This window comes from Streptomyces sp. NPDC057900 (assembly GCF_042887885.1).
GTDB lineage: Bacteria > Actinomycetota > Actinomycetes > Streptomycetales > Streptomycetaceae > Streptomyces.
In genome coordinates, this window is sequence record NZ_JBHVOI010000001.1 from 598,202 (window position 1) to 622,446 (window position 24,245).

The 24,245-nt window shown below is 71.8% G+C and carries 21 protein-coding genes; 4 read left to right on the top strand and 17 right to left on the bottom strand.

Going from position 1 to position 24,245, the window contains the following annotated elements:
- Window positions 1-33 precede the first annotated feature (33 nt).
- The 10 genes from ACFVQ0_RS02410 to ACFVQ0_RS02455 all read right to left on the bottom strand — a co-directional run bounded on the left by ACFVQ0_RS02410 (window position 34) and on the right by ACFVQ0_RS02455 (window position 10,857).
- Window positions 34-1,224, bottom strand: coding sequence for a sensor histidine kinase (locus tag ACFVQ0_RS02410; protein WP_390083752.1), 1,191 nt, complete (start codon window positions 1,222-1,224; stop codon window positions 34-36).
- Complete coding sequence (locus ACFVQ0_RS02415; protein WP_390083753.1) at window positions 1,221-2,702, bottom strand: cation acetate symporter; 1,482 nt, start codon at window positions 2,700-2,702, stop codon at window positions 1,221-1,223. The genes ACFVQ0_RS02410 and ACFVQ0_RS02415 overlap by 4 nt, the downstream gene beginning before the upstream one ends.
- Window positions 2,699-3,061, bottom strand: a complete 363-nt coding sequence (locus ACFVQ0_RS02420; RefSeq protein WP_024491788.1) for a hypothetical protein — start codon at window positions 3,059-3,061, stop codon at window positions 2,699-2,701. Before ACFVQ0_RS02420 ends, ACFVQ0_RS02415 begins: the two co-directional genes overlap by 4 nt.
- Window positions 3,062-3,126: 65 nt before the next feature.
- Window positions 3,127-3,879 carry a LytR/AlgR family response regulator transcription factor gene (locus ACFVQ0_RS02425; protein ID WP_371634052.1) on the bottom strand — a complete coding sequence of 251 codons (753 nt, stop codon included), beginning with the start codon at window positions 3,877-3,879 and terminating at the stop codon, window positions 3,127-3,129.
- A gap of 52 nt (window positions 3,880-3,931) precedes the next feature.
- Window positions 3,932-4,792 carry an Fpg/Nei family DNA glycosylase gene (locus tag ACFVQ0_RS02430; protein ID WP_390083756.1) on the bottom strand — a complete coding sequence of 287 codons (861 nt, stop codon included), beginning with the start codon at window positions 4,790-4,792 and terminating at the stop codon, window positions 3,932-3,934.
- Between the two features lie 33 nt (window positions 4,793-4,825).
- Window positions 4,826-5,683: an amidohydrolase family protein gene (locus ACFVQ0_RS02435; protein WP_390083758.1), complete on the bottom strand. Its 858-nt coding sequence runs from the start codon at window positions 5,681-5,683 to the stop codon at window positions 4,826-4,828.
- 1 nt (window position 5,684) lies between these two features.
- The gene (locus tag ACFVQ0_RS02440) at window positions 5,685-5,996 is read right to left on the bottom strand and encodes an L-rhamnose mutarotase (RefSeq protein ID WP_390083760.1); all 312 of its coding nucleotides are present in this window, start codon (window positions 5,994-5,996) and stop codon (window positions 5,685-5,687) included.
- A gap of 1 nt (window position 5,997) precedes the next feature.
- Window positions 5,998-6,981 carry an aldo/keto reductase gene (locus ACFVQ0_RS02445; protein WP_390083762.1) on the bottom strand — a complete coding sequence of 328 codons (984 nt, stop codon included), beginning with the start codon at window positions 6,979-6,981 and terminating at the stop codon, window positions 5,998-6,000.
- Window positions 6,982-7,193: 212 nt separating this feature from the next.
- Window positions 7,194-8,573, bottom strand: a complete 1,380-nt coding sequence (locus ACFVQ0_RS02450) for a wax ester/triacylglycerol synthase family O-acyltransferase (RefSeq protein ID WP_390083764.1) — start codon at window positions 8,571-8,573, stop codon at window positions 7,194-7,196.
- Between the two features lie 217 nt (window positions 8,574-8,790).
- A complete protein-coding gene (locus ACFVQ0_RS02455; RefSeq protein WP_390083766.1) occupies window positions 8,791-10,857 on the bottom strand; it encodes a SpoIIE family protein phosphatase in 2,067 nt (688 codons plus the stop codon).
- A 318-nt stretch (window positions 10,858-11,175) separates the two neighbouring features.
- On the opposite strand from ACFVQ0_RS02455, the gene ACFVQ0_RS02460 reads away from it, so the two are divergent.
- A complete protein-coding gene (locus ACFVQ0_RS02460; protein WP_390083768.1) occupies window positions 11,176-12,543 on the top strand; it encodes an FAD-dependent oxidoreductase in 1,368 nt (455 codons plus the stop codon).
- Window positions 12,544-12,612: 69 nt separating this feature from the next.
- Here the strand turns inward: ACFVQ0_RS02460 and ACFVQ0_RS02465 are convergent, their stop codons facing one another.
- Together ACFVQ0_RS02465 and ACFVQ0_RS02470 are read right to left on the bottom strand one after the other, a co-directional pair.
- Window positions 12,613-13,665 (bottom strand): chitinase, encoded by a 1,053-nt coding sequence (locus ACFVQ0_RS02465; RefSeq protein WP_390083770.1) that lies wholly within the window; start codon window positions 13,663-13,665, stop codon window positions 12,613-12,615.
- 157 nt (window positions 13,666-13,822) lie between these two features.
- Window positions 13,823-14,965: a DUF6777 domain-containing protein gene (locus ACFVQ0_RS02470; protein ID WP_390083772.1), complete on the bottom strand. Its 1,143-nt coding sequence runs from the start codon at window positions 14,963-14,965 to the stop codon at window positions 13,823-13,825.
- Between the two features lie 196 nt (window positions 14,966-15,161).
- On the opposite strand from ACFVQ0_RS02470, the gene ACFVQ0_RS02475 reads away from it, so the two are divergent.
- Genes ACFVQ0_RS02475 through ACFVQ0_RS02485 form a run of 3 tightly spaced genes read left to right on the top strand, consistent with a single transcriptional unit; the run spans window position 15,162 to window position 18,005 of the window.
- Window positions 15,162-16,013: a YndJ family protein gene (locus ACFVQ0_RS02475; protein ID WP_390083774.1), complete on the top strand. Its 852-nt coding sequence runs from the start codon at window positions 15,162-15,164 to the stop codon at window positions 16,011-16,013.
- Window positions 16,010-16,534, top strand: coding sequence for a DUF1990 family protein (locus ACFVQ0_RS02480; protein ID WP_390083776.1), 525 nt, complete (start codon window positions 16,010-16,012; stop codon window positions 16,532-16,534). Before ACFVQ0_RS02475 ends, ACFVQ0_RS02480 begins: the two co-directional genes overlap by 4 nt.
- 37 nt (window positions 16,535-16,571) lie before the next feature.
- Entirely contained in the window at window positions 16,572-18,005 is a 1,434-nt protein-coding gene (locus ACFVQ0_RS02485; protein WP_390083778.1) for a lipase maturation factor family protein, read from the top strand.
- On the opposite strand, the gene ACFVQ0_RS02490 is transcribed toward ACFVQ0_RS02485, so the two are convergent.
- The 5 genes from ACFVQ0_RS02490 to ACFVQ0_RS02510 form a co-directional block, all read right to left on the bottom strand.
- Window positions 17,983-20,337 carry an alpha-L-fucosidase gene (locus ACFVQ0_RS02490; protein WP_390083779.1) on the bottom strand — a complete coding sequence of 785 codons (2,355 nt, stop codon included), beginning with the start codon at window positions 20,335-20,337 and terminating at the stop codon, window positions 17,983-17,985. The two genes, ACFVQ0_RS02485 and ACFVQ0_RS02490, sit on opposite strands and share 23 nt — an antisense overlap.
- Before the next feature lie 143 nt (window positions 20,338-20,480).
- A complete protein-coding gene (locus ACFVQ0_RS02495) occupies window positions 20,481-21,830 on the bottom strand; it encodes an ammonium transporter (RefSeq protein WP_390083781.1) in 1,350 nt (449 codons plus the stop codon).
- Window positions 21,831-21,882: 52 nt separating this feature from the next.
- Window positions 21,883-22,842: an urease accessory protein UreD gene (locus ACFVQ0_RS02500; RefSeq protein WP_390083783.1), complete on the bottom strand. Its 960-nt coding sequence runs from the start codon at window positions 22,840-22,842 to the stop codon at window positions 21,883-21,885.
- Between the two features lies 1 nt (window position 22,843).
- A complete protein-coding gene (gene ureG, locus ACFVQ0_RS02505; protein ID WP_073734604.1) occupies window positions 22,844-23,464 on the bottom strand; it encodes an urease accessory protein UreG in 621 nt (206 codons plus the stop codon).
- Window positions 23,465-23,496: 32 nt separating this feature from the next.
- The gene (locus ACFVQ0_RS02510; protein WP_390083785.1) at window positions 23,497-24,243 is read right to left on the bottom strand and encodes an urease accessory protein UreF; all 747 of its coding nucleotides are present in this window, start codon (window positions 24,241-24,243) and stop codon (window positions 23,497-23,499) included.
- Between the last annotated feature and the right edge of the window lie 2 nt (window positions 24,244-24,245).

Genomic DNA, 24,245 nt, shown 5'->3' on the forward strand with positions numbered 1-24,245 from the left:
GTCCGTCCGTACCGAGAGCCTGCCGGCCACCGCTCAGGAGCCGTGCACCCCGGCTCGGTACTTCGGCAGCCGTACCGTGATCCGCATTCCGGCGCCGATGCCCGTCTCGATGACGAGCCCGTAGTCGTCGCCGTACACCTGGCGCAGCCGTTCGTCCACGTTGAGCAGGCCGACACCGGTGGACTTGCCGCCCTCGCCGCGCAGGATGTGGCGCAGCCGTTCGGGGTCCATGCCGATGCCGTCGTCCTCGATGACCACCTCGGCCTCTGAACCGGCGTCCAGGGCGCTGATGGTGATGCGGCTGGAGGTGACCGCTCCTTCGAGTCCGTGTTTGACGGCGTTCTCGACGAGGGGCTGGAGGCAGAGGAACGGCAGGGCGACGGGCAGCACCTCCGGGGCGACCTGGAGGGTGACCGCGAGCCGTTCGCCGAAGCGGGCCCGGACCAGGGCCAGGTACTGGTCGATGGAGTGCAGTTCGTCCGCGAGGGTGGTGAAGTCGCCGTGGCTGCGGAACGAGTAGCGGGTGAAGTCCGCGAACTCCAGGAGCAGTTCGCGGGCCTGCTCGGGGTCGGTGCGGACGAAGGAGGCGATGGCGGCGAGTGAGTTGAAGATGAAGTGCGGGGAGATCTGCGCGCGCAGGGCCCTGATCTCGGCCTCGATGAGCTGGGTGCGTGAGCGGTCGAGCTCGGCGAGTTCCAGCTGTACGCAGACCCAACGGGCGACCTCTCCGGCCGCTCTCGCCAGGACGGCCGACTCCCTCGGCGCGTAGGCGATCAGGGCGCCCAGGACGCGGTGGTCGACGGTGAGCGGCACGGCGACGGCCCACCGCAGCGGGCAGTCCAGATCGTCGCAGTCGCTGCGGAAGGCGGTGTCGCGGCCGCTGGCGAGCAGCTCCGCCACCTGTTCCATGACGTGTTCGCCGTGGTGGCCGCCCTCGCCGTCCCAGACGAGGACCCGCTCCCGGTCGGTGAGGCACAGGGCGTCGGTGCCGAGCAGGGAACGCAGCCTGCGGGCGGACTTGCGGGCGCTGTCCTCCGTGAGTCCGGCGCGCAGCGGGGGCGCGGCCAGCGAGGCGGTGTGCAGGGTCTCGAAGGTGGCGTGCTCGACGGGGGTGCCGACGTCGCTGGTGCGGACGGGGCGGGCGGTACGGCGACCGGTCAGCAGCCCGGCCCCGAACAGCAGGACGCCCAGGAGCACGATGACGGCGTATCCGGCCCCGGTCACCGGTGCCTCCCGGAGGTCAGCGCTTCGGGCAGGTGGAAGCGGGTCATGGCGGCGTTGGTCCCGGCGGGTATCCGGCCGGGCGTGGCCAGCGACACGAGGATCATCGCGAGGAAGCCGACGGGCACGGACCAGACTGCGGGCCAGGCGAGCAGGGCGTGCGGCCAGCCGGGCGGGCGCACCGCGCCGCTGACGGTGATCGCGACGGAGAGCATGGCGGAGCCGCCGCCGAGCAGGAGTCCGGCGACGGCGCCGGGCGGGGTGAGGCGTCGCCACCAGATCCCGAGGACCAGCAGCGGGCAGAAGGAGGACGCGGAGACCGCGAACGCCATCCCCACGGAGTCCGCCACCGGCACCCGGCTGACCAGCAGGGAGCCGGCCAGCGGGACGGAGATGGCGAGGACGGTGGCCAGCCGGAAGTGCCGTACGCCGCGCGAGGGCAGGACGTCCTGGGTGATGACTCCGGCGACGGCCATGGTCAGTCCGGAGGCGGTGGACAGGAACGCGGCGAAGGCGCCGCCCGCGATGAGCGCGCCGAGCAGGTCGCCGCCGAGGCCGCCGATGACCCGGCCGGGCAGCAGCAGTACGGCGGCGTCCGCGTCGCCGCCGTGGATGAGCTCGGGGGCGTACAGCCGGCCGAGTGCGCCGTAGACGGGCGGCAGCAGGTAGAAGACGCCGATCAGGGCGAGGACGGCGACGGTGGTGCGGCGGGCGTCGCGGCCGTTGGGGCTGGTGTAGAAGCGGACGACGACGTGCGGCAGGCCCATGGTGCCGAGGAAGGTGGCGACGATGAGCCCGTAGGTGGCGTACAGCGGGTGGTCGGCGCGGAAGACGGACAGCTGCTCGTCGAAGGTGACGCGGGGCCGTCCGTCGCCTTGCCAGGCCAGCACCAGGAAGAGGGCGGGGACCAGGAGCGCGGTCAGCTTCAGCCAGTACTGGAAGACCTGGACGAAGGTGATGGAGCGCATGCCGCCCGCGGCGACGGCCAGCACGACCACGGAGGCGACCAGGACGTCCCCGAGCCAGCCGGGTGCCCCGGTGAGGATCTTCAGGGTCAGCCCGGCACCCTGGAGCTGCGGCACGAGGTAGAGCCAGCCGGCTCCGACGACGAGCACGCTGACGAGCCGGCGCACCTGCCGGGATTCGAGCCGTCCCTCGGCGAAGTCGGGCAGGGTGTAGGCCCCGGAGCGGCGCAGCGGCGCGGCGACGAAGACCAGCAGGACGAGGTACCCGGCCGTGTAGCCGACGGGGTACCAGAGCATGTCGGGGCCGTGCACGAGGACCAGTCCGGCGATGCCGAGGAAGGAGGCGGCGGAGAGGTACTCGCCGCTGATCGCGGCCGCGTTGAGGCGGGGGCGTACGGTGCGGGAAGCGACGTAGAAGTCGGACGTGGTGCGGGATATGCGCAGTCCGAATCCGCCGACGAGGACGGTGGCGGAGACGACGGCGGCGACCGCCGTCACCGCGTAGGCGCGGCTCACTGTGCGGGGCGGCCTTCCACGAGCCGGGCGAAGTCGTGTTCGTTGCGCTCGGCCCGGCGCACGTACCACCAGGCGATCAGGGTGAGCGGCGGGTAGGCGGCGAAGCCGAGGACGGCCCATACGACGGCGTCGCTGCGCAGTGCCGCGAAGACCAGCGGCAGGGTGCCCGCGACGACGGCGAGCGCGGCGAAGGCGGTGAGCCCGGCGCGCAGTTGGCTGCGCATCAGCGAGCGCACGTAGGCACCGCCGAGCGCGGTCTGTTCGTCGATCTCCGACTGGGTGCGGTAGCGCGGCAGCGGCCGTACCCGCCGGGGCTCCCCCGTCACCACTTCGCGCCGGGGCGTTGACTCTGCGGACATGGGGCCGGAGTGTACGCAGCACCGGACCCCGCTGGGAAGGGCTTCGAAACGCGGGTAGCCGCTGGTCAGCGGCCGCCCTGCCGCATCAGCAGATCGCGCAGCGCACGGGTGTGGCGGCGGCTGACGGCGAGTTCGGCGGTGCCGATGCGCACGCTCATGCTGCCCGCGTCGAGCCGCAGTTCGTCGATCCGGCCCAGCGCCACGAGGTGGCGGCGGTGGATGCGGACGAAGCCGCGGGTCCGCCAGCGCTCCTCCAGGGTGGTCAGGGGCACCCGGACCAGGTGGCTTCCGGTGGCGGTGTGCAGCCGCGCGTAGTCGCCCTGGGCCTCGGCGTAGGCGATGTCGTCGATCGGGACGAAGCGGATGACGCCGCCCAGTTCGACCGGGATCTGGTCCTGTGCGGTGTCGTGGACGGGTGCGGAGCGCTCCCCGACCTGTTCGGCGACGCGGCGCACGGCTTCGGCCAGGCGCTCGCGGCGTACCGGTTTCAGGACGTAGTCGACGGCCTTGAGGTCGAAGGCCTGTACGGCGAAGTCCTCGTGGGCGGTGACGAAGACGATGAGCGGGGGCGCGGCGAATCCGGCCAGCAGCTGGGCGACGTCGAGGCCGGTCAGCCCGGCCATGTGGATGTCGAGGAAGACGACGTCGATGGCGGCGGGGTCCTCCGGCCCCGCGTCGACCGCGCCGCCGATGCGGCGCAGCGCCTCGGTGGCTCCGGTGGCTCCTTCGGCGCTGCGGATGCGGGGATCGGCGCGCAGGAGGTACAGGAGCTCCTCCAGGGCGGGTTCTTCGTCGTCGACGGCGAGTACGCGCAGCATGAGGCCGGAGTGTAGACCGGCCGGGCGGCGTGGGAACCCGGCGGCCGGGCGGCTACTTGAGCAGTTTGGAGAGCCTGCGGTCGGCGAGCGGCTTTCCGCCGGTCTGGCAGGTCGGGCAGTACTGGAGCGAGGAGTCGCTGAAGGAGACCTCGCGGATGGTGTCGCCGCAGACCGGGCAGGCTTCTCCGGTACGTCCGTGGACCCGCATGCCGCTGCGTTTCTCGGCCTTGAGCTTCTTCGCCGCGAGGCCGCTGGAGCGGGCGACGGCATCGTCGAGGGTGGTGCGCAGGGCGGTGTGCAGCCGGGTGATCTCGTCGTCGGTGAGGTGCGCGGTGAGTTTGAAGGGTGACATCTTCGCGACGTGCAGGATCTCGTCGCTGTAGGCGTTGCCGATGCCGGCGATGAGCGACTGGTCGCGCAGTGCGCCCTTGATCTGGCGGCGCTCCCCTTCGAGCAGTGCGGCGAACGTGTCCCGGTCGAAGGACGGGTCGAGCGGGTCGGGCCCGAGGCGGGCCACGCCGGGCACCTCTGCCGGGTCGTGGACGAGGTGGACGGCGAGGCGCTTGGTGGTGCCCGCCTCCGTGAGGTCGAAGCCGTCGCCGCCGGTGAGTTCGGTGCGCAGCGCCAGCGGCCCCTTGCCGGGGCGCGGCGGGGTGGCGGGGAAGCTGTCCTTCCACTGGAGCCAGCCGGCCCGTGCGAGGTGGGTGAGCAGGTGCAGGGGGCCGACGGCGATGTCCAGGAACTTGCCGTGCCGCCGGACTGCGGTGACCGTGCCGCCGTGCAGGGCGGTGAGCTGCGGGTCGTACGTCTTCAGGACGCTGATGGCGAGCGGGAGGACGCGGTCGATCTCCCTGCCGACGAGGTGCTCGTCGAGGAAGACCCGCAGGGCTTCGACTTCCGGCAGTTCTGGCATGTTCCCAGCCTGCCGCAGGCGGCGCCGGGGTGGCTACCGGAGGCCGTACACCCGCTCGGCGGTGGTGGCGAGGACGGCGGCCCTTTCATCGGGCCCGAGGCCGCTGATCAGGGTGTGGGCGGCCTCGACGACCTCGGTGTACGTGGCCGCGAGCCGGCACACCGGCCAGTCCGAGCCGAACATCAGCCGGGTCGGCCCGAAGGCATCGATGACGGTGTCCGCGTAGGGGCGCAGGTCCTTGACGGTCCAGTTGTGCGGATCGGCCTCCGTGACCAGGCCGGAGAGTTTGCACACGGTGTTGGGGAGGGCGGCCAGCGCCCGCACGTCCTCGGCCCAGGGGTGCGGGCCGCCGGTGGCGATGGGCGGTTTGCCCGCGTGGTCGAGGACGAAGGTGAGGCCGGGCAGCAGTTCGGCGGCCCGGACGGTGGCGGGCAGCTGGTGGGGCTGGACCACCAGGTCGTAGACGAGTCCGGCGTCGGCCACCGCCGCCAGACCGCGCAGGACGTCGGCGCGCAGGAGCCATTCGGGGTCGGGTTCGCCCTGGACCTGGTGGCGCAGCGAGACGAGCCGGTCGCCGCCCGGCAGCGCGCGCAGGGCGGCGAGGGTGTCGGCGATGTCCGGCGCGGTGAGGTCGCTCCAGCCGACGACGCCGGCGACCAGATCGCTGCCGTCGGCCAGCGCGAGGAACTCGGGGGTCTCCTCCGGGGCGGTGACGGTCTGCACGAGCACGGTGGCGGTCACGCCGTTGGCGCGGGCCTCCGGTTCCAGGTCTGTGAGGGAGAAGTCGCGGCGCAGGGGCGCCAGTTCCTCGCCGGTGATCCACTCCTGGTCGCGTACCGAGAGGTCCCAGACGTGGTGGTGGGCGTCGACGATCCGTGGGGTGGCGGTCATCTCACAGCTCCCAGGCGACGGGGAGTCCGGCCTGCGCGCCGTCCGAGGAGTAGTCGTGCGTGACGTCGAGGAGCTCGTCCATCCTGGCCTGCCAGGCGACGTTGACGGGGAGTTCCTCCAGTTCGGCGAGGAGGCGGGCGTAGTCCTCGCACTCGATGACGTGGAACAGCTCGGTGCCGCTGCGCCAGATCGTCCAGGAGGTGGCGCCCGCCGCGCGGATCGCCCGGGTCAGTTCGGCCGGGACCTCGCGGTGGGCGGCCTCGTACTGGGCTATGCGGTCCGCGCGGACCTTGGTGTGCAGGGCGATGCGCATGTCAGTTTCCGTTCTCGGGCAGCAGTCCCTCTTCGCGCAGCTCGTCCCAGAGCGCGTCGGGGACCGGGTCGCGCAGCAGGGCGGCCGCGTCGCGCACCTCGTCCGGGGAGCGGGTGCCGACGAGGACACCGGCGACGGCGGGGTGGGTGAGCGGGTAGTGCAGGGCGGCGGCGCGCAGCGGTACGCCGTGGCCCTCGGTGACGGCCTTGAGGCGCAGGGCCCGGTCCAGGAGGGTCAGGGGTGCGGCGGTGTAGTCGTACGTCGCGCCGGGGCGCGGGTCGGCGAGGAGGCCGGAGTTGAAGACCCCGCCGACGACGACGCTGCGGCCGCGCGCGGCGGCCTCCGGCAGCAGAGTGCTCAGGGCGGACTGGTCGAGGAGGGTGAAGCGGCCTGCGCAGAGCACCACGTCGGCGTCGGTGTCGCGGACGAAGCGGGTGAGCATCGCGGTCTGGTTCATGCCGGCTCCGATGGCGCCGATCACGCCCTCCGCGCGCAGCTTCTCCAGCTCCGGATAGGCCTCCTGGAAGGCGGCTTCCGCGTGGTCGTCCGGGTCGTGCAGGTAGGCGATGTCGATGCGGTCGAGGCCGAGCCGTTCCAGGCTGTCCTCGATGCTGCGGCGGACACCGGCGGCGCTGAAGTCCCAGCGGCGGCGGTGGGTGGCCGGCACGGCGAAGCCCTCCGAGAGCTCTTCCGACGGGGCCGACCCGCCGTCGGGCAGCGGGTCGAGGACCCGGCCGACCTTGGTGGACAGCACGTACGAGTCGCGGGGGCGGGCGCGCAGCGCCTCACCGAGCCGCCGCTCCGAAAGGCCCAGTCCGTAGTGCGGGGCGGTGTCGAAGTAGCGGACGCCCTCGTCCCAGGCGGCGTCGACGGCGGCCGCGGCCCGCGCCGGTTCGACGGCGGTGAAGAGATTGCCGATCGCGGCCGCCCCGAAGGACAGCTCGGTGACCTCTACCGCGCTGTTTCCCAGCCTGTTGCGCCGCATCGCTGTGCCGCCCTCCCCGATGATCGCTCTGCCCTCTCCGCAATATTCATCGGATCACTCGGATGCGTCAACACCCAGGAGACGATCAAGTAGGGCGATTTCCCGGAAACCTGTCCGATCTATGGCGTCGCGCTCGGCCCGCCGGACGAGACCTGCCCGCCGGACGAGACCCGCAGACCGGACGAGCCCCTGCCGACACGGGCCGGGGCCGGTCAGCGGACGGGCAGCGCAGCGAGCAGCTCCGCCACCTCTTCCTCCGCGCAGCGCCCGAGCCGCTCCAGATCGGGCAGCGCCTTGCCGTCGGCCACCAGACCGACCTGAACCCGGCCGCCGTACGTCGTGAGCGCTACGGCCAGTGACTGGCCCCGGGCCAGCGGCGCCATCGGGTAGAGCGCGCGCAGCGGGCAGCCGGCGAGGGAGAGCGCGGAGCGCGGCAGCGGCACGCTGGTGACCAGGACGTCGAAGAGCATCCGGGCCGCGTTGCCGGCGAGCGGGGCGCCGAAGCGGTGGGCCAGCGAAGGAAGCTGGTCGGCGAGTACGGCGACCGCGCCGGCCCCGCGCAGCGGCCCGGCGGCCTTGTTGCGGTCCATGGCGCCGCGTACCGCCCGCAGCCGCTCCCAGGGGTCGGGTTCGGAGACGGGGAGGCCGAGCAGATAGGCGGACAGCCGGTTCCCGGTGGCGGCGCCTCCCGGGCGGCGCCGGGAGACGGGGACCAGGGCGCGCGGATCGGCGCCGGGCAGCGGCTCGCCGCGCTCCAGCATCCAGCGGCGCAGCGCTCCGGCGACGACCGCGAGCAGCACGTCGTTGGATGTGCCGCCCGCGACCCGGCGGATGCGCTGCACGGCGTCGAGGTCCAGATCGGCGGTGGCCAGCCGGCGGGTGCCGCTGGAGCTGGCGCTGAGCGCCGTCGCCCCGCGTAGGTCGAGGCGGCTGGCCCGTACCAGGGAGGCGCCGACGCCGAACGCCCGGCCGAGGTCCTCGATGCGGCCGAGCGCGAGACCGGCGACCTGGCGCGGACCGGGCATCCAGGAGCGCGGCGGCACCGGCCCGGTCCGGCCGGCCGGTACTCCGGTGCGGCCGCGGCTCGTGACGGAGGCGATCTCGTCGAAGATCCCGGCCCCGATGGCGACCGCGCGCATCCCGTCGGCGAGCGCGTGGTGGAGCTTGACCAGGACGGCGAAGGGTCCGTCGGCGGCGCCGCCGATCACGTACATCTGCCAGGGCGGCAGCCCCCTGCGCAGGGGCTGTTCCATCAGTTCGCCGGCGAGCCGGGTGGCCGCCGCCATGAACGCGTCCTCGCCGCCGGTCTCCGTACCGGGCAGCTCCACCCGTCTGACGTGCCGGTGGACGTCGAAGTCCTTGTCGGCCGACCAGGCGGCGCCGCCGACCGGCAGCAGTACGTCGCGCACCCGCATCCGCAGCCGGGGGATCGCGGCGGCGCGGGCGCCGAGCAGCTCCAGCAGGTCGTCCAGGCCGGGCGCGGGGCCGGCCTCCGGGGAGAAGACGGCGAGTGCGCCGAGGTGCATGGGGTGGGCATCGGACTCAAGGTGCCAGAAGGCCAGATCGAGAGGTGCCAGAAGCTCAGTGCCCAACGGGTCCTCATGTCATCGAAGACAAAGACTGACGGAGATCACGAAACCGCGAAGTCACGAAACCGCGAAACCGCGAAACCGCGAAACCGCGAAACCGCGAAACCGTGAAAACAACAGTCAATCCCTCTCGATCGGTTACGGTCAAGTACAGACATGTTACGTTCTGTTACTTTTCAGTAGTGTTCATCGCCGCCGCCCGTCGCGTCGATCCGGCAGCTCAGTCGCGGGGCGGAATGCCGAATTCGCACCAGACGCACTTGCCGGTGCCCCGGGACTCGACGCCCCAGGCGTCCGCGAGCTGGTCCACCAGCATCAGCCCCCGGCCCGACACCCCGGATTCGCCCGCGTCCCGGCGGCGCGGCAGCGCACTCGACCGGTCCTCGACATCGACCCGGAGCCGCCGCCCGGCCCCGGTGAGCACCCGGATGGTGACGATCGCGCCGCCGTCGGTGTGCATCAGCGCGTTGGTGGTCAGTTCGTCGGCGGCCAGCTCGACCTCGTCGGCCCGGTCCTTCGCGCCCCAGGCCCGCACCGCCGCACGGATCATGTGGCGCGCCGAGCTCAGCGCCTCCGGGTCGTTCTGCGCCACGTGCTGCTGGAGCCGGCCGCCGGGCTGCGGCGCGTGGGCGGCCCTGCGGCGAAGCAGCAGCACGGCGACATCGTCGTCCCCGCCGCGCTCGTCGACCCATTCGCAGAGCCGGTCGGCCAGCTCCTGGAGATCCTGCGGACCGTTCCTGACCATGTCGGCCAGCAGCTGCGTGCCCTCGTCGAGATCCGCTCCGGGGAGCTCCACCAGCCCGTCGGTGAACAGCACCATGGTCTGGCCGGGATCCAGCTCGACCGTGCTGACCGGGTACTCCAGCCGGCCGAACATCGCGGAGAGGCCCAGCGGCAGCCCGCCCTCGACGGGCACCTTGCGGCAGGTCCCGTCGGCCTCCCGGACCAGCGGGTCCACATGACCGGCCCTGACCAGCTGCACGACCCCGGTGGTCAGGTCGGCCTCCGCGTAGGTGCAGGTGGCGAAGCGGTCGGTGTCCAGCTCGTGCAGGAAGACGGAGGCCCGCGCCATCACCGTCGCGGGGCTGTGGCCCTCTGCGGCGTAGGCGCGCAGCACGATGCGCAGTTGCCCCATGACGGCCGCGGCGTGGGTGTCGTGCCCCTGTACGTCACCGATGACGGCGCCCACCCTGCCGCCGGGCAGCGGGATGACGTCGTACCAGTCGCCGCCAATGTCCCGGCCGAGGCGGGCCGAGCGGTAACGGACGGCGGTCTGCGCGCCGGGCACCTCGGGGATCCGGCGCGGCAGCATGGCCTGCTGGAGCCCCTCGGCGAGGTCGTGCTCCTGCTCGTAGAGCATGGCGCGCTGGAGGCTCTGGGCGATGGAGCTGCCGAGGGCGACGAGCAGATTGCGTTCGTCGCCGGTGAAGCCGTCCTTGTCGCTGTAGAGCAGCCCGAGCGCGCCGATCGGGCGGGCCTGGGCGATCAGGGGCAGATAGGCGGCGGAGGTGATGCCGAGATGGCTGATGTTGGTCCACAGGATCGGGTACGAGGTCGCGAAGTCCTCGGCGGACTCGATGAAGCGCGGGGTGAGCGTGCGCACGACCTCGCTCATCGGGTACGGCTCGTCCGTCCGGGTGTAGCGGGTGCCGGGCACGAAGGAGCCCTCCGGTCCGTCCGCCACCAGGTGGATGCGCCCGGCCTCTATCAGCCCCATGACCAGGCTCGTCGCGCCCAGGTGCGCGAGCCCCTGGGAGTTCTTGAGCACGTCGGTGACGTCCCGGACGGTACGGGCGTGCGCCAGCGCGGCGGTGGTGGCCTCCACCAGACTGGTCCGGCGCCTGCGCTCCCGGTCCAGCTCACGGCGGGCGGTGGAGTCGGCCAGCTCCTGGGTGGCGTCCCGGACGATGCCGATGATCCGGTGGGGCCGCCCGTTGGCGTCGCGCTGGACGAAGCCCTGGGTATGGGTCCAGCGCAGGCTCCCGTCGCGGCGCAGGCTGCGGAAGTACGCCCCGTAGTTGGTCCGGCCGCTCTTGAGCGCCTGCGCGACCAGCGCGTCCAGCCGTACGCCCTCGTCCGGGGGCACTCGCACGGCGAGCGACTCCGGCCGGTCGTCGTACTCGTCGGCCCGCAGGTCGAACACGTCCAGGGCGGGCTCGTCCATGTGCATGAGGCCACTGTCGAGGTCCCAGTCGAAGCTGCCCATTCGGTTCAGGGCGAGACTGAGGTCCGGGTGGGCGGGCCAGTCGTCCGGGAGTGACAGGGCACCCGCGACCCGATCATCCATGTGGGTCACTCTGCCACCATTTGTCCGATTCTTCGAGTGTGCTGTCCACCAGCTGAACGTGCGATGGGACACATTCCCCGGGCCGGCCCACAGCCCTGTATCCCAAGGATTCGGCGTGCGGAGCCGCGCCCGGGAGTACCGGATACCCCCGCAGAGCGCCGACCCGCCCCGAAACCGGACGCGGGCAGCGGCTAACGTGTGCGGGGGCGAACTAAGCCAAGCCTTACCAAGGCGATCCCTGTCCGTGTTCGCCCGCCGTCCAGCTGTCCGTCCACCGTTGTCCGCCCGCTCTTCGCCCGTTCTAAGGAACAGCCCTCCATGACACGCCCCGTCCGCGTAGCCATCGTCGGAGCCGGTCCCGCCGGAATCTACGCAGCGGACGCGCTGCTCAAATCCGAGGCCGCCGCGGAGCCTGGCGTGTCCATCGACCTGTTCGAGCGGATGCCCGCCCCCTTCGGCCTGATCCGGTACGGCGTGGCGCCGGACCACCCGCGGATCAAGGGCATCGTGCAGGCGCTGCACCAGGTCCTGGACAAGCCGCAGCTGCGGCTCTTCGGCAATGTCGACTACCCGAACGACATCGGCCTGGACGAGCTGCGGTCCTTCTACGACGCCGTGATCTTCTCCACCGGCGCCGACGCGGACCGGGCCCTGGACATACCGGGCAGCGAGCTGGACGGCTCGCACGGTGCCGCCGACTTCGTCTCCTGGTACGACGGCCACCCGGACGTGGCGCGCACCTGGCCGCTGGAGGCCGAGAAGGTCGCGGTCCTGGGCGTCGGCAACGTGGCCCTGGACGTGGCCCGGATGCTCGCCAAGACCGGCGACGAGCTGCTGCCGACCGAGATCCCCGCCAACGTGTACGAGGGCCTCAAGGCCAACAAGGCGCTGGAGGTGCACGTCTTCGGGCGGCGCGGTCCGGCCCAGGCCAAGTTCAGCCCGATGGAGCTGCGCGAGCTGGACCACTCGCCCAACATCGAGGTCATCGTCAACCCCGAGGACATCGACTACGACCAGGGCTCGATCGAGACCCGGCGCGGCAACAAGCAGGCCAACATGGTCGCCTCCACGCTGGAGAACTGGGCGATCCGCGACATCGGCGACCGGCCGCACAAGCTCTTCCTGCACTTCTTCGAGTCCCCCGTCGAGATCCTCGGCGAGGACGGCCGGGTCGTCGGCCTGCGCACCGAGCGCACCGAACTGGACGGCACCGGCAACGTACGCGGCACCGGCCGCTTCAACGACTGGGACGTGCAGAGCGTCTACCGCGCGGTCGGCTACTACTCGCAGGAGCTGTCCAAGCTCCCCTTCGACGTCGCCTCCGGCACCGTCCCGCACGCCGCCGGACGGGTCCTGGCCGGTGACGAGCCGATGGAATCGGTGTACGTCACGGGCTGGATCAAGCGGGGCCCGATCGGCCTGATCGGCCACACCAAGGGCGACGCCAACGAGACCGTCGCCTGCCTGCTGGAGGACCACACCAACGGCCGGCTGGCCGCTCCGGCGCAGCCCGAGCCGGAGGCCGTCACCGAGTTCCTGCGGGCCCGCGGCGTCCGCTACACCACCCGTGAGGGCTGGTACCGCCTGGACGCCCACGAGCGCGCCCTCGGTGCGGAGCAGGACCGCGAACGGGTCAAGGTCGTGGAGCGCGACGCCATGCTCGACGCCTCCGAGCCCGGCAACTGACACGACGGCGAAGGCCCCGGAGCCCCCCTGCGCGGGGATGGCTCCGGGGCCTTCGCCGTGGCCCGGATGTCAGCGGCCCTGGAGTGCCTTCACGTTGTCACCGAAGGTCCAGTTCTTGGACCCGTCCCAGTTCAGCGACCAGTCCATCAGGCCCTTCAGGCTGCCGCCGTAGTGGTTCCAGGCCTGGGACACCAGCCCCGGCGCCATGTAGCCGCCGCCCGCGCCCGGCTGGGCGGGCAGTCCCGGGACCTGCTTGTCGTAGGGCACCTTGACGGTGGTGCCCTGGATGACGAGTCCCTTGTCGAGACAGTCCGTCTGCGCGGTGAACCCCTCGACGGTGCCGGCTTCGTACGAGTCGCCGGAGCAGCCGTACATGCTGCCGTTGTAGTACTGCATGTTCAGCCACCAGAGCCGGCCGTTGTCCGCGTACTTCTTCACGATGGGCAGGTACGCGCCCCAGATCGAGCCGTAGGTGACGCTGCCGCCGGTGACGTAGGCCGTCTCCGGAGCCATCGTCAGGCCGAAGTTCGACGGCATCCTGGCCAGCACCCCGTCGATGATGCGGATCAGGTTGGACTGCGAGGCCGAGAGCTGGTTGATGTCGCCGCTGCCGCTCAGCCCGGTCTCGATGTCGATGTCGATGCCGTCGAAGTTGTACTTCTTGAGGATCGGCACCACCGTGTCGACGAAGCGGTCGGCCACCGCGCTGGAGCTGAGGTCGATCCCGGCCGCCGCGCCGCCGATGGACATCAGGGTGGTGAGCCCGGACGCCTTCGCCTGGCACATCTCGGCCGGGGTGGGGACCTTGACGGTCGAGTCCATCCCGTCCTCCCACAGCACGGTGCCGTCGGAGAGGATGACCGGGAAGGCCGCGTTGATCACGTTGTAGCCGTGCTGGGTGATGCGGCTGTCGGTGACGGGGATCCAGCCCAGCGGCGGGTGCACCCCGTTGGAGGCGCCGTCCCAGTTCTCCCAGTACCCCTGGAGCACCTTGCCCGCGGGCTTCGACTTGACGGCGCAGGTGTCGTCCTGCGCGGAGCTCGGTGTCGCCGCGACCAGCATCTGTACGACGCATGCCGCCGCGATGCCGACGCCCAGCAGACGTGATGTCCGACCGAACATTTCCGGTTCCCTTCGTGGGGTGGAGACCAGAGAAGCCGAAATCGCCATGGTCCTGACAAGTCAGAGCCCTGGCATCCCGGCCGCCACAACGCGGCACACGCTAAAGTGGTCCAGACCTTCCGTCAATAGGTCTGGACCATACGCGGGAACGCCGGGCTCATCCGGTGACGGGCACCGGGGCCTCGCCCTCGCCGTCCGGCCACGGCAGCCGGATCGCCGTCTGCGGCTCCCCCGTCATCGACGGCACCAGCTCCTCGGGCGGATCGTCCGGCTCCGCCGGGGTACCGGTCGGCTCCTCCGTCGGGAGATCCGGGGGTTCGGTCGCCTCGCCCGAAGGCACCCCGCTCGGACAGCCCGCCATCCGTCCGGCTTCCGGCGCCCCCGAGGGGCTCGCGGTCACGGCGGCCTCCTCCCCCGGCGGAGTCGGGACGCCGGGAGTGGGGCAGTCCGTCGGCTCCCCGGGCGGCACCTTCGGCAGCGGTCCGGTGATGTCGGCGTCCGGGGCGTACGGCGGCGGCACCCGGGGGGTGCGGTCCCGGGCGCCCTCGTCCCCGGTCCGCCGCTCGATCCAGGCGTCGTTCACCACATCGACGATCACCAGACCCGAGACCTCGCGCGGGGCGGGCCCGACAGCGACGATGCGGGCCGGGTCGTAACCCGTCCACTCCCCCGCCCGGCCGTCCGGCACGCGTGCCCGGTCCGGCGCGGTCAGCGGGTTCCCGCAGGCACACCTCACCCTCGGCAGCCCGTAACCGTCCGCCAGCACGGCGGTGCCCGCCTGGAGCACGGACTGGAACGTGGTCACCGACCCCCCGTCGAAGCCGTGGTTGGCGACCCGGGTGTCGGCGCGCAGCAGGACCGGGGTCAGCCCGCGCAGGAATCCGGGAATCCCGGCCGTGGAGACGCTCGCCGCCCGCGCGAACGCCGCCCCCTTGCCGCGGTCGGCGGTGAGCAGCCGGATCTGCTTCTCGACATCGCAGGAGGCCACGGACCGGACGCCGCCGTAGAGACCGGGCGTGGCGCCGGTGATCTCGTGGACCGCTCCACCACCGGAGCCGGGGGACTTCTTGGGGGCGGTGCGCGAGGGCGTCGGCGCCGCACCGGACGGCCGGGCCGTCGACGCGGTGAAGGGGTGCGGCCCCCGCGACGCGGCGGGCTGGAGCAGGACCGCCCGGACGTCGGCCGTCCCCTTGGTGCCGTTGCTGCTGCCGTGGGTGGCCTGTGCGCAGCCCGCGGCGAGGAGTATCCCGGCGGACAGGGTGGCGCCGGCGGCGCGGCGCAGGCGTATGGGTGAGCGCACGAAGAGATCTCCTGCCGGTTCACCGGTCCCGAGTTGTCCCCTCATGTCTGCCGCAGTTGCCCCCGCCCCGCAAGCCGGGGGCGGACGGCGGGCGCGACAGCGGCACAGCGCCGGAACCATTCACTTGAACACGTTCAAGAAAGTCTCTAGAGTCGGCGCGAGCAAGCAGTTGAACGTGTTCAACAGGGGGTGGGTCATGTCTGTTCTGGTCGGCCTGATCGTGATGCTCGGCATGCTGGTGATCGTGCCGGCCGGGCTGCGGCTGGCGGGCGTGCCGGAGCTCGACCGGATCCGGCGGCTGTGGCCGGTCTTCGCCGTGCCCGGAGCCGTCTCCCTCTGGCTGCCGCGCGGCCCCGCCGCCACGGCCCTCGCGCTCTGCTACGCGCTCGGGGCCGTGCTCCTCGCGCTGCACGCCCCGCCCCGGCTCGTCCGCCGCTCCGCGCCGATCCGTGCCCGGCGTACGGCACCGGCCGAGACAGCGCTGCTCACCGCTCTCGTGACGCCCTCGATCGCGGCCGTCGCGCTGGTCGCGGAGCGTTCCGGCAGTCCGCTGTTCGGATTCGGCCCCGGCATCCTGGCGCTGACCGTGCCGCACTTCCACTTCGCCGGGTTCGCCGCCGCACTGGTCTCCGGACTGCTCTGCCGGCTCGTGGACAGCCCGGCGGGCCGGTTCGCGGCGATGAGCGTGCCGCTGGGCACCCTGCTCGTCCTGATCGGCTATTTCGTCGGGGACTGGGCCGAACTCGCCGGGGCGGTCGTGCTGACGGCGGGGATGTGGACCACCGCCCTGCTGACCTGGCGGCGGCTCCGCACCGGCCGCGACCGGGCCACCCGGCTGCTGCTCGGCACCTCGGCCGGTGTGCTCGCGGTGACCATGGCGCTGGCGCTCAGTTGGGCCCTGGGCGAGGCCACCGGACTGCCCCACCCCACCCTGACCTGGATGGCCGCCACCCACGGCGTCGGCAACGCGCTGGGCTTCGCGCTCTGCTCGGTGCTCGCCTGGAAGCGGCTCCGCGACCGCACCGACCACGAAGGACGCATCGCATGAGCTCCCTGACCTACCCGGAGGCGGGCGCCACCCGTCTCGGCCCGCTCCCCGACGGCTACCACCACCTCCACCACCGCGACCGGGTCGGCCACGGCCGCGCGGACTTCGAGGCCGCCGGGGCCGCCGTCACCGGGTTCCGTATGCACCGGGCCTCCGGCGCCGGGGTCGAGGCCTCGGCACCACGCGCCGAGCCCGGCGGGGCCGTTCGGGTGTCCCTCGGCGTCGGCCCGGTCCGGTTCTCCGCACCCTGCCGGGTCGTCTGGACCGAGTACGGACCGCGGCGCATCGGATTCGCCTACGGGACGCTGGCCCGGCACCCCGAGTGCGGTGAGGAGTCCTTCGTGGTCGACCTGGCCGACGACGGGACGGTGTCGTTCACCGTCATGGCGTTCAGCCGCCCGGCCCGCTGGTACACCCGGCTCGCCGGTCCGCTCGTACCGGTGGCCCAGCGCTGGTACGCGCGCAGGCTCGGCCGCACCCTGCGCCGGATCGTCACACGGGAGCGCCGGCGGCCGAACTGACGCGCCGGAAGGCGCAGCGGGCCCGATACTGGGCGCGATGGAGTGGTTCAACGCAGACGGGTACTGGCTCAGCCGGCTGATCTTTCAGCGGGCGCTCGCCGTCATCTATCTGACCGCCTTCCTCACCGCCGCGCTCCAGTTCCGGGCGCTGACCGGTGAGCGCGGCATGCTGCCCGTTCCCGCGCTGCTGCGGCGCACCGACTGGCGCACCGCCCCCGGGCTCTTCCGGCTCCACTACTCCGACCGGTTCTTCGTACTGGTGGCGTGGACCGGCTGCGCGCTCTCCGCCGCCCTGATCGCGGGCGTGGACGGCCTGCTGCCGCTGTGGGCGGCGATGCTGCTGTGGGCCCTGCCCTGGGCGCTGTACCTGTCGATCGTCCAGGTGGGGGACGTCTGGTACGGCTTCGGCTGGGAGTCGCTGCTGCTGGAGACCGGGTTCCTCGCCGTCTTCCTCGGCAACGGGGACACCGCTCCGCCGGTGCTGGTCCTGTGGCTGCTGCGCTGGGTGCTGTTCCGGGTCGAGTTCGGGGCCGGGATGATCAAGATCCGCGGCGACGCGTGCTGGCGCGGGCTGACGTGTCTGTACTTCCACCACGAGACCCAGCCGATGCCGGGGCCGCTGAGCTGGTTCTTCCACCATCTGCCCCGGCCTCTGCACCGGGCGGAGGCGGCGGCCAACCATGTGACCCAGCTGCTGGTACCGGTGCTGCTCTTCACCCCGCAGCCGGTGGCGAGCGCGGCGGCGGGGCTGATGGTCCTGACCCAGTTGTGGCTGGTGCTGTCCGGGAACTTCGCGTGGCTCAACTGGCTGACGATCGTGCTCGCCCTGTCGGCCGTCGACTGGTCCCGGGTGGCGGAGCCGCCCGCACAGTCCGCCGCGCCCCTCTGGTACGAGGTGGTGGTCATCGCCGTCACCGCGCTGGTGCTGTTCCTCAGTTACCGGCCGGCCCGCAATCTGGTCTCGCGGCGCCAGGTGATGAACCGCTCCTTCGACCCGCTGCACCTGGTCAACACCTACGGCGCCTTCGGCAGCATCAGCCGGGTCCGGCTGGAGGTGGTGGTGGAGGGGACGGACGAGCGGACCGTGGGTCCGGACACGGTCTGGCGGGAGTACGGCTTCCGGGGGAAGCCCGGCGATCCGCGGCGGCTGCCGCGCCAGTTCGCCCCGTACCACCTGCGGCTCGACTGGATGATGTGGTTCGCCGCGCTCTCGCCCGCCTATGCCCGCCCCTGGTTCGGGCCGTTCGTCCAGCGGCTGCTGGAGAACGACCGGGACACGCTGCGGCTGCTGCGGCACAACCCGTTCCCGGACGCGCCGCCGGAGCACGTCCGCGCCAGGGTGTACCGCTACCGGTACACGACCTGGCGCGAACTGCGGGACACCGGGCACTGGTGGCACCGCACCTATGTGCGGGAGTTCATGCGCCCGGTGCCGCGCCCCGGACCGGTCAGCCCTTCCAGTCGACCTTGAACACCCAGGCGTGCTCGCCGGTCCTGCGGGCCGCCGCCGGTACGTCGATCACCAGCGAGTCGCCGGTGGTGCGCCAGCTCAGCGGCCGGTCGTACCCGAGCAGCGTGATCCGGTCGCCGCCGCGGACCGGTACCGGCGCCTGGACGGTCAGGGTCGCGCCGGGCCGGACCAGCGAGTGGATGTAGAACGCCCGGTCCGGCCGGACGGTGAACCGCAGGTCCTCGCCCAGCTGCGGCATCCGCGACCAGTACGTGGTGTCGTAGATCGCCTCTCCGTTGGTCCTGAGCCACTGCCCCGTCTCGCGCAGCCTGCGCTGCATGATGTCGGGGATGGTGCCGTCGGCCTTCGGCCCGATGTCGAGCAGGAAGTTGCCGTTCTTGGAAACGATGTCGACGAGCGAGTGCACGATCTCCTCCGCCGTCATGTACTTCTCGTCCGGGGTCTGCGCGTTGTAGCCGTAACTGAACGGATCGAGGCCCCGGCTTGACTCCCACTTGGCGGTGACGATCTGGTCGTACGTCGTGTACTCGGGCGTGGTGAAGTCGTGCGAGCCGATCCCGGAGCGGTCGTTGACGGTCACGTCGATCGGCCGGGCCCGGTTCTTGGCGTGGTTGAAGTACTCGGCGAGCACCCGGTGGCTGTCGTTGTCGCCGCCGATGTCGCACCAGATGATCTCGGGGTCGTACCCCTCGATCAGCTCCAGCATCTGCGGGCCCTGGAACTCGGTGACGTAGTCCTTGCCCGCCGTGTGACCGGTGTACGGGACGGGCTCCAGGGTGTACGGATTGCGCGGGGCGTGGCCCATCCACGGGTGGTCCGGGTTGAACCACTCGGGCATGGAGAAGTACAGCCCCCGGTGGAGCTCTGGGGCGTAGCGCCGTGAGGCGTCGAAGAGTTCCCTGATCACATCGCGTTTGGGGCCCATCTTCACCGAGTTGCGGTCGGAGAGCTTGGTGTCCCAGAGCGCGAAGCCCTCATGGTGTTTCGAGGTGAGGACGTGGTACTGCGCGCCCGCGTCCCGGAACAGTTCCACCCAGGCGCGGGGGTCGAAGCGCTCGGCACGGAACCGCGGGATGAAGTCGTCGTAGGCGAAGGACTCGCCGTAGGTGTCGCGGTGGTGGGCGTAGGTGGGGTTGGCCGGGTCCTGCATCTGGTTCCAGTACCACTCGGCGTACTGCGTGCCGACCGGAGCCCAGGCCGGGACGGAGTAGACGCCCCAGTGGATGAAGATCCCGAACTTCGCGTCCTGGTACCAGTACGGCGCCTGGTGGGTGGAGAGGGAGGCGTCCGTGGGCGTGTAGTCGGGGACGCCGAGGGTCAGCGAGCGCCGGACCGTCGCCGCCTGCTGACCCCGGCCGCGCGCGACCACGCTGCCGTCCCGGGCCGTCCCGGCGGCGGTGCCCGGTCTGTTGCGGATGCCGATGCGGACGCGGGCCTGGTCACCGGGGGCGAGCCGGGTGATGCGGGCGGGTGCGACGGTGCGCGCCCCCGGCACGTCCACCGAGAGGCTGAGTCCGTCGGCGGCGAGGATGCCCACGGTGCCCGCGTTGACGACGGTGGCCTCGACGCTCTGGGCGCCGTTGTCGAGCAGCGAGGTGGTGGAGTGCGCGTCCCGTACGGCCAGGGCCCGTCCCTCTGCGGCCGGCTGGAGGGAGAGCGCGAAGATGTGCAGCGCGGACTTGTTCTCCTGTGCGGGCTGGGTGGTGGGGAGCGTCAGCGCGACGGCCTGCCTCGCCGGGTCGAGCGGGATCTCGGACACGGCGATGGAGACCGGGTGCGGGTCCTTCGTGCCGTCGGGGGTGTAGCGGTAGGCGGAGGTCAGGTCGCCGCTGCCGGAGTACCAGTCGGGTCCGGCGAGGGCCGGTTCGGAGGTGGTGCCGTCGGCGTAGTGCACCGTCGCCCTGCCGGAGGCGGCTCCGTAGCTGCACGCGGTGAGGAAGAGGCCGGACAGGTAGCGGCCCGGCGGGAGGTCGATGCGCTGGCCGAGGGCGACGACGTTGTTCTTCGCCCCGGCCCCCGCTGCCGGGAAGCGGAAGAGGGTTCCGGCTATCTCCCGTTCTCCTGCCGGGAGTTCCTCGCCGGGGAAGGTGTAGCCGGAGCCGTCGAAGCTGCCGCCCCGGTCCTGCGCGGTGTCGATGCCGTCGTTGTCGAACCAGTCGTCGAGGGGGACGGGGACGGCCGGGGGTACGGCCCCCCAGTCACCGCCGTGCCGGGTCTCGGGCGCGGTCCCGGTTCGCGGGGCCGCTTCGGCGGTGGCGGGGGTGAGCAGGGCGGCGCCGACTGCCGCCCCTGCCGTCATTCCGAGTACATGGCGCCTGGGAAGTTCGGTCATGACGTCCGATGATTGGAGCAGGACGTGAACCTGTCAATGCAATCTTCCAGACAGAACGAAACTTCTCTCCCACATCCATCGGATGACTCGGCGGACGGAACGGGGCGGTCCGGAGATCCGGCGTCCGCCCCGCCCGCTGTCGGCTACCTCTCCTGCTCGCGGGCCCGCAGCAGCCTGCTGATCTGCTTGACGAGTTCGTCGTCGCTGGTCACCGGCTTGCTGGAGACCAGCGCGCCGAGCCGCTCCGCGGTCTGGAAGTCGTACGCCCGCTCCTGCTCCTCGCCGGGAACCCGGTCGTACTCCTCCTTGGCGCGGAAACCGACGGTCAGGTCCACGGCCTTGGCGATGAGCCAGGTCAGGATGAAGGAGAAGGCGATCACGGCGACGATCGCGACGAGCTGCTTGCCCAGCAGCCCCCAGCCGCCCCCGTAGAAGAGCCCCTTCTTGCCGCTGATGCGCGCGGTGGCGAACAGCCCGACCATGATCAGGCCGATCAGACCGCCGACCCCGTGCACACCCACCACGTCGAGTGTGTCGTCCACGTTGAAACGGAACTTCAGGGTGATAGCGAACGCGCAGACCGCGCCGACCACGAGGCCGGTGATGACCGCGCCCAGCGTGTTGATCTCACCGCAGGCCGGGGTGATCGCGACCATGCCCGCGACGGCGGAGGAGACGACCCCCATCGTGGTGACCCGGCCGGTGCGCCACTTCTCCACCAGCGGCCATGTGACCATCGCGCCCGCGGCACCGAGCTGGGTGTTGATGAAGGCCGCGGCCGCGGTGCCCTGGTCGCTCAGCGCCGAGCCGGAGTTGAAGCCGAACCAGCCGAACCAGAGCAGGCCCACCCCGATGACCACAAGCGGAATGTTGTTGGGGCGCTCCTCACGGCGGGCGAAGTCGCGCGGTGCCCGCAGGACGAGCGCGACGGCCAGGCCCGCCACACCGGAGTTGAGCTCCACCGGGAGACCGCCGGCGAAGTCGAGGGCGCCGAGGTGCCTGACGATCCAGCCGTCCGTGTCGAACACCCAGTGCGCGATGGGGATGTAGACGATGAGCAGCCACAGCACAACGAAGATCAGCCAGCCCCGCATCGTGGCGCGGTCCGCGATCGAACCGCTGATCAGCGCCACCGTGATGATCGCGAAGCCCATCTGGAAGGTGCTGTAGACGTAGGTGGGGATCGACCCGCTCAGCGTGGTCAGGCCGATGTCGTGCATGAACACGTGATCGAGGTTGCCGATGACTCCGGCGCCTCCGACATCGGGCCCGAAGGCGAGGGTGTATCCGATGACCCACCAGACGAGGGTGCCGAACGCGAGCGCGGCGAAGCTCATCTTGATCATCATCAGCACGTGCTTGGTGCGCACCATGCCGCCGTAGAAGAACGCGAGACCGGGCGTCATCAGCAGCACCATGGCGGTGGAGGCGAGCAGCCAGGCGGTGTCACCGGAGTCGTACGCGGGTGGCATCGGCGCGGGAGCGGTGTTCATCGGCGGATACCTCGTGGGTGTCGTGGGGGCGGGCAGGGCGCGGGCATCGGCGCTACGGCTTGCGCAGGTCGGGGACCGGATGGCCGGTGAGCAGCCGGCGCACGGACTGCCAGGCGGCCCGGTGCGCCGCGGCGACCCGGATCGGGCTGTCGTCCAGCAGCCGCACCCAGGCGCCGCACTCCCGGGGCAGGACGCTCACCCCGTAAAGGACGCCGAGCGGTGCCAGCGCCCCGTGCAGGGCGTCGGCCACTTCGGCGGCGGGGGCGCGGTCGGTCACCACGAAGAGCGAGGCGACATGGTCGTGGCCGGCGAACACACCGGGGCCGAGGACTCCCGCACCGTCCGGACCGGGGGCCAGGCGCAGGGTGTCGAGGGCGAGCAGGGTGCCGTCGGGCCTGCTGACGCGCAGGTCGGTGGCGAGCACCCGGTAGGCGTGGCGTTCCCCCCGGGCGAGCCGCCCGGCGGTGAGGGTGTCACCCACGACGACGGTCGCGCCGCTCGCCACCGTGACCTCGGTGCGCTGGTAGAAGCGCGCGTCCGCGAACGGGATCAGCGGGTCCGGCAGGTACTCGACGTAGCTCCCGGCCTCCGCCGTCAGGTGCACCCGCTGGCTCGCGTAGTCGTGCTCCATCCGGAAGACCTTGGTGGCGGCCTGGGTGGTCAGATGGACCTGGGTGTCCGGGCCGCAGCGGAAGTCCATGCGGTAGCGGTCGGCCTGCGCGTAGCCGCCGCCGGTCGCCATCAGGTAGACGTAGCTCATGCCGGGCAGCGCGGGATCGATCCAGAGCGGCCGCATGATCTGCAGCGGTGTCTTCTGGTAGCGCTCGACGAGTTCGGTGCGGCCGCCCCGCACGGCGAAGGCCAGATCGAGGATGCCGACCTTGGCCGGGGACCCGGGCGCGAGCGTGTCGGGCACGGAGGCCAGGGCCGCCACGTCCGGCGGGATCCGGACGGCGGCGTAGTACTCCTCTGCCAGCCGGTCGGCCGGTGGCCGGTGCGGGGCGAGCGTCATCTCAGATCAGCACCTTGCGGCGCGATTCGAGGTAGACCGCGATGTCGTCGATGCCGACGCCGGTCAGGCAGTCGGTGAGGACGACGGGGCGGTTGTCCCGGACCCGGTGGGCGTCGGACTCCATGACGTTGATGTCCGTGCGCACGTACTGGGCGATATCGATCTTGTTGATGACGAGCAGATCGCACTCGGTGATGCCGGGGCCGCGCTTACGGGGCATCTTCTCGCCCTCCGCGGTGTCCAGCACGAAGAGGAAGAGGTCCACGAGGGCCGGGCTGAACGTCAGCGTGAGGTTGTCGCCGCCGGACTCGTAGAGCAGCGTGTCGGTGTCCGGGAAGCGCTCCAGCATCTCGGCGCCGGCCGCCAGGTTCATCGTGGGGTCGTCGCGTACGGCGGTGTGCGGGCAGGCGCCCGTCTCGACGCCGACGACCCGTTCCGGTTCCAGCACACCGGCCAGGGTGCGGCGGACGTGCTGGGCGTCCTCCTGGGTGTAGATGTCGTTGGTGATGACGGCGGGGCGGTGGCCGCGCTCGATCAGCATCGGCACCAGCGCCTCGATGAGCGCCGTCTTGCCGGAGCCGACCGGTCCGCCGATGCCGACCCGCAGTACGTTGTCGTCCATGGTGCTCCCTGGTGTGAGACGGGGTGAAGGTTTCAGCTGGCGAAGAGCCGGGCCTCGGCACGTTCATGACGGCCCGACATGATGTCCGAGGCGAAGACGGTGGCTCCCACGTCGTCGAGTTCGCGCCGCAGCGCCGCCTCGACGGCCTCCTCGATGACGGGCGCGGCACCCCGCAGGAGCGTCTGCGCCGAGCGGTGGTCGGTCAGCCTGAGGCGCAGGGCCGCGCCCGCGAAGCTGACGCAGAAGGCGAAGAGGTCGGAGGCGACGGCCTGCCGGACCGGGACGCCGGTCGCCGCGTAGATGACGCCCGCGGCGACCGCCTGGGTGCCGGGCGCCTCCCGGCGCACCACGCGGCCGAGGTAGTCGCCGATCTCCGGGCGGTCGAAGACCTCCTGCCCGAGGTCGAGCAGCTGGCGTCCGGTCCGGGTCGCGGCCTGGCGCATCTCGCGGCCCAGCTTGGTCGCGAAGAGGTGCTCGTCGATCCGGACGACGGCCGCCGGGTCGCCCGCCGCCGTCGCGCGGTGGGCGAGGGCGAGCGCCGTGGCGTCGGCGGGACCGACGCCGTGCAGCAGCAGGTCGTGGAGCAGCTGCGGAACGGTGGCGGTATCGACGGCCCCGGCCTGGGCGAAGCCCTCCAGGCTGTGCGACAGCGTGTAGAAGCCGCTCGGGAACGCCGAGTCGGTCAGCTGGAGGCTGACCAGCAGCGGCCCCAGGGCGGTGGCGCCCGCGATCACGGCGGGCGGGGGTTCGCCCACACTGCCGTCCTCGTTGCGGTACATCG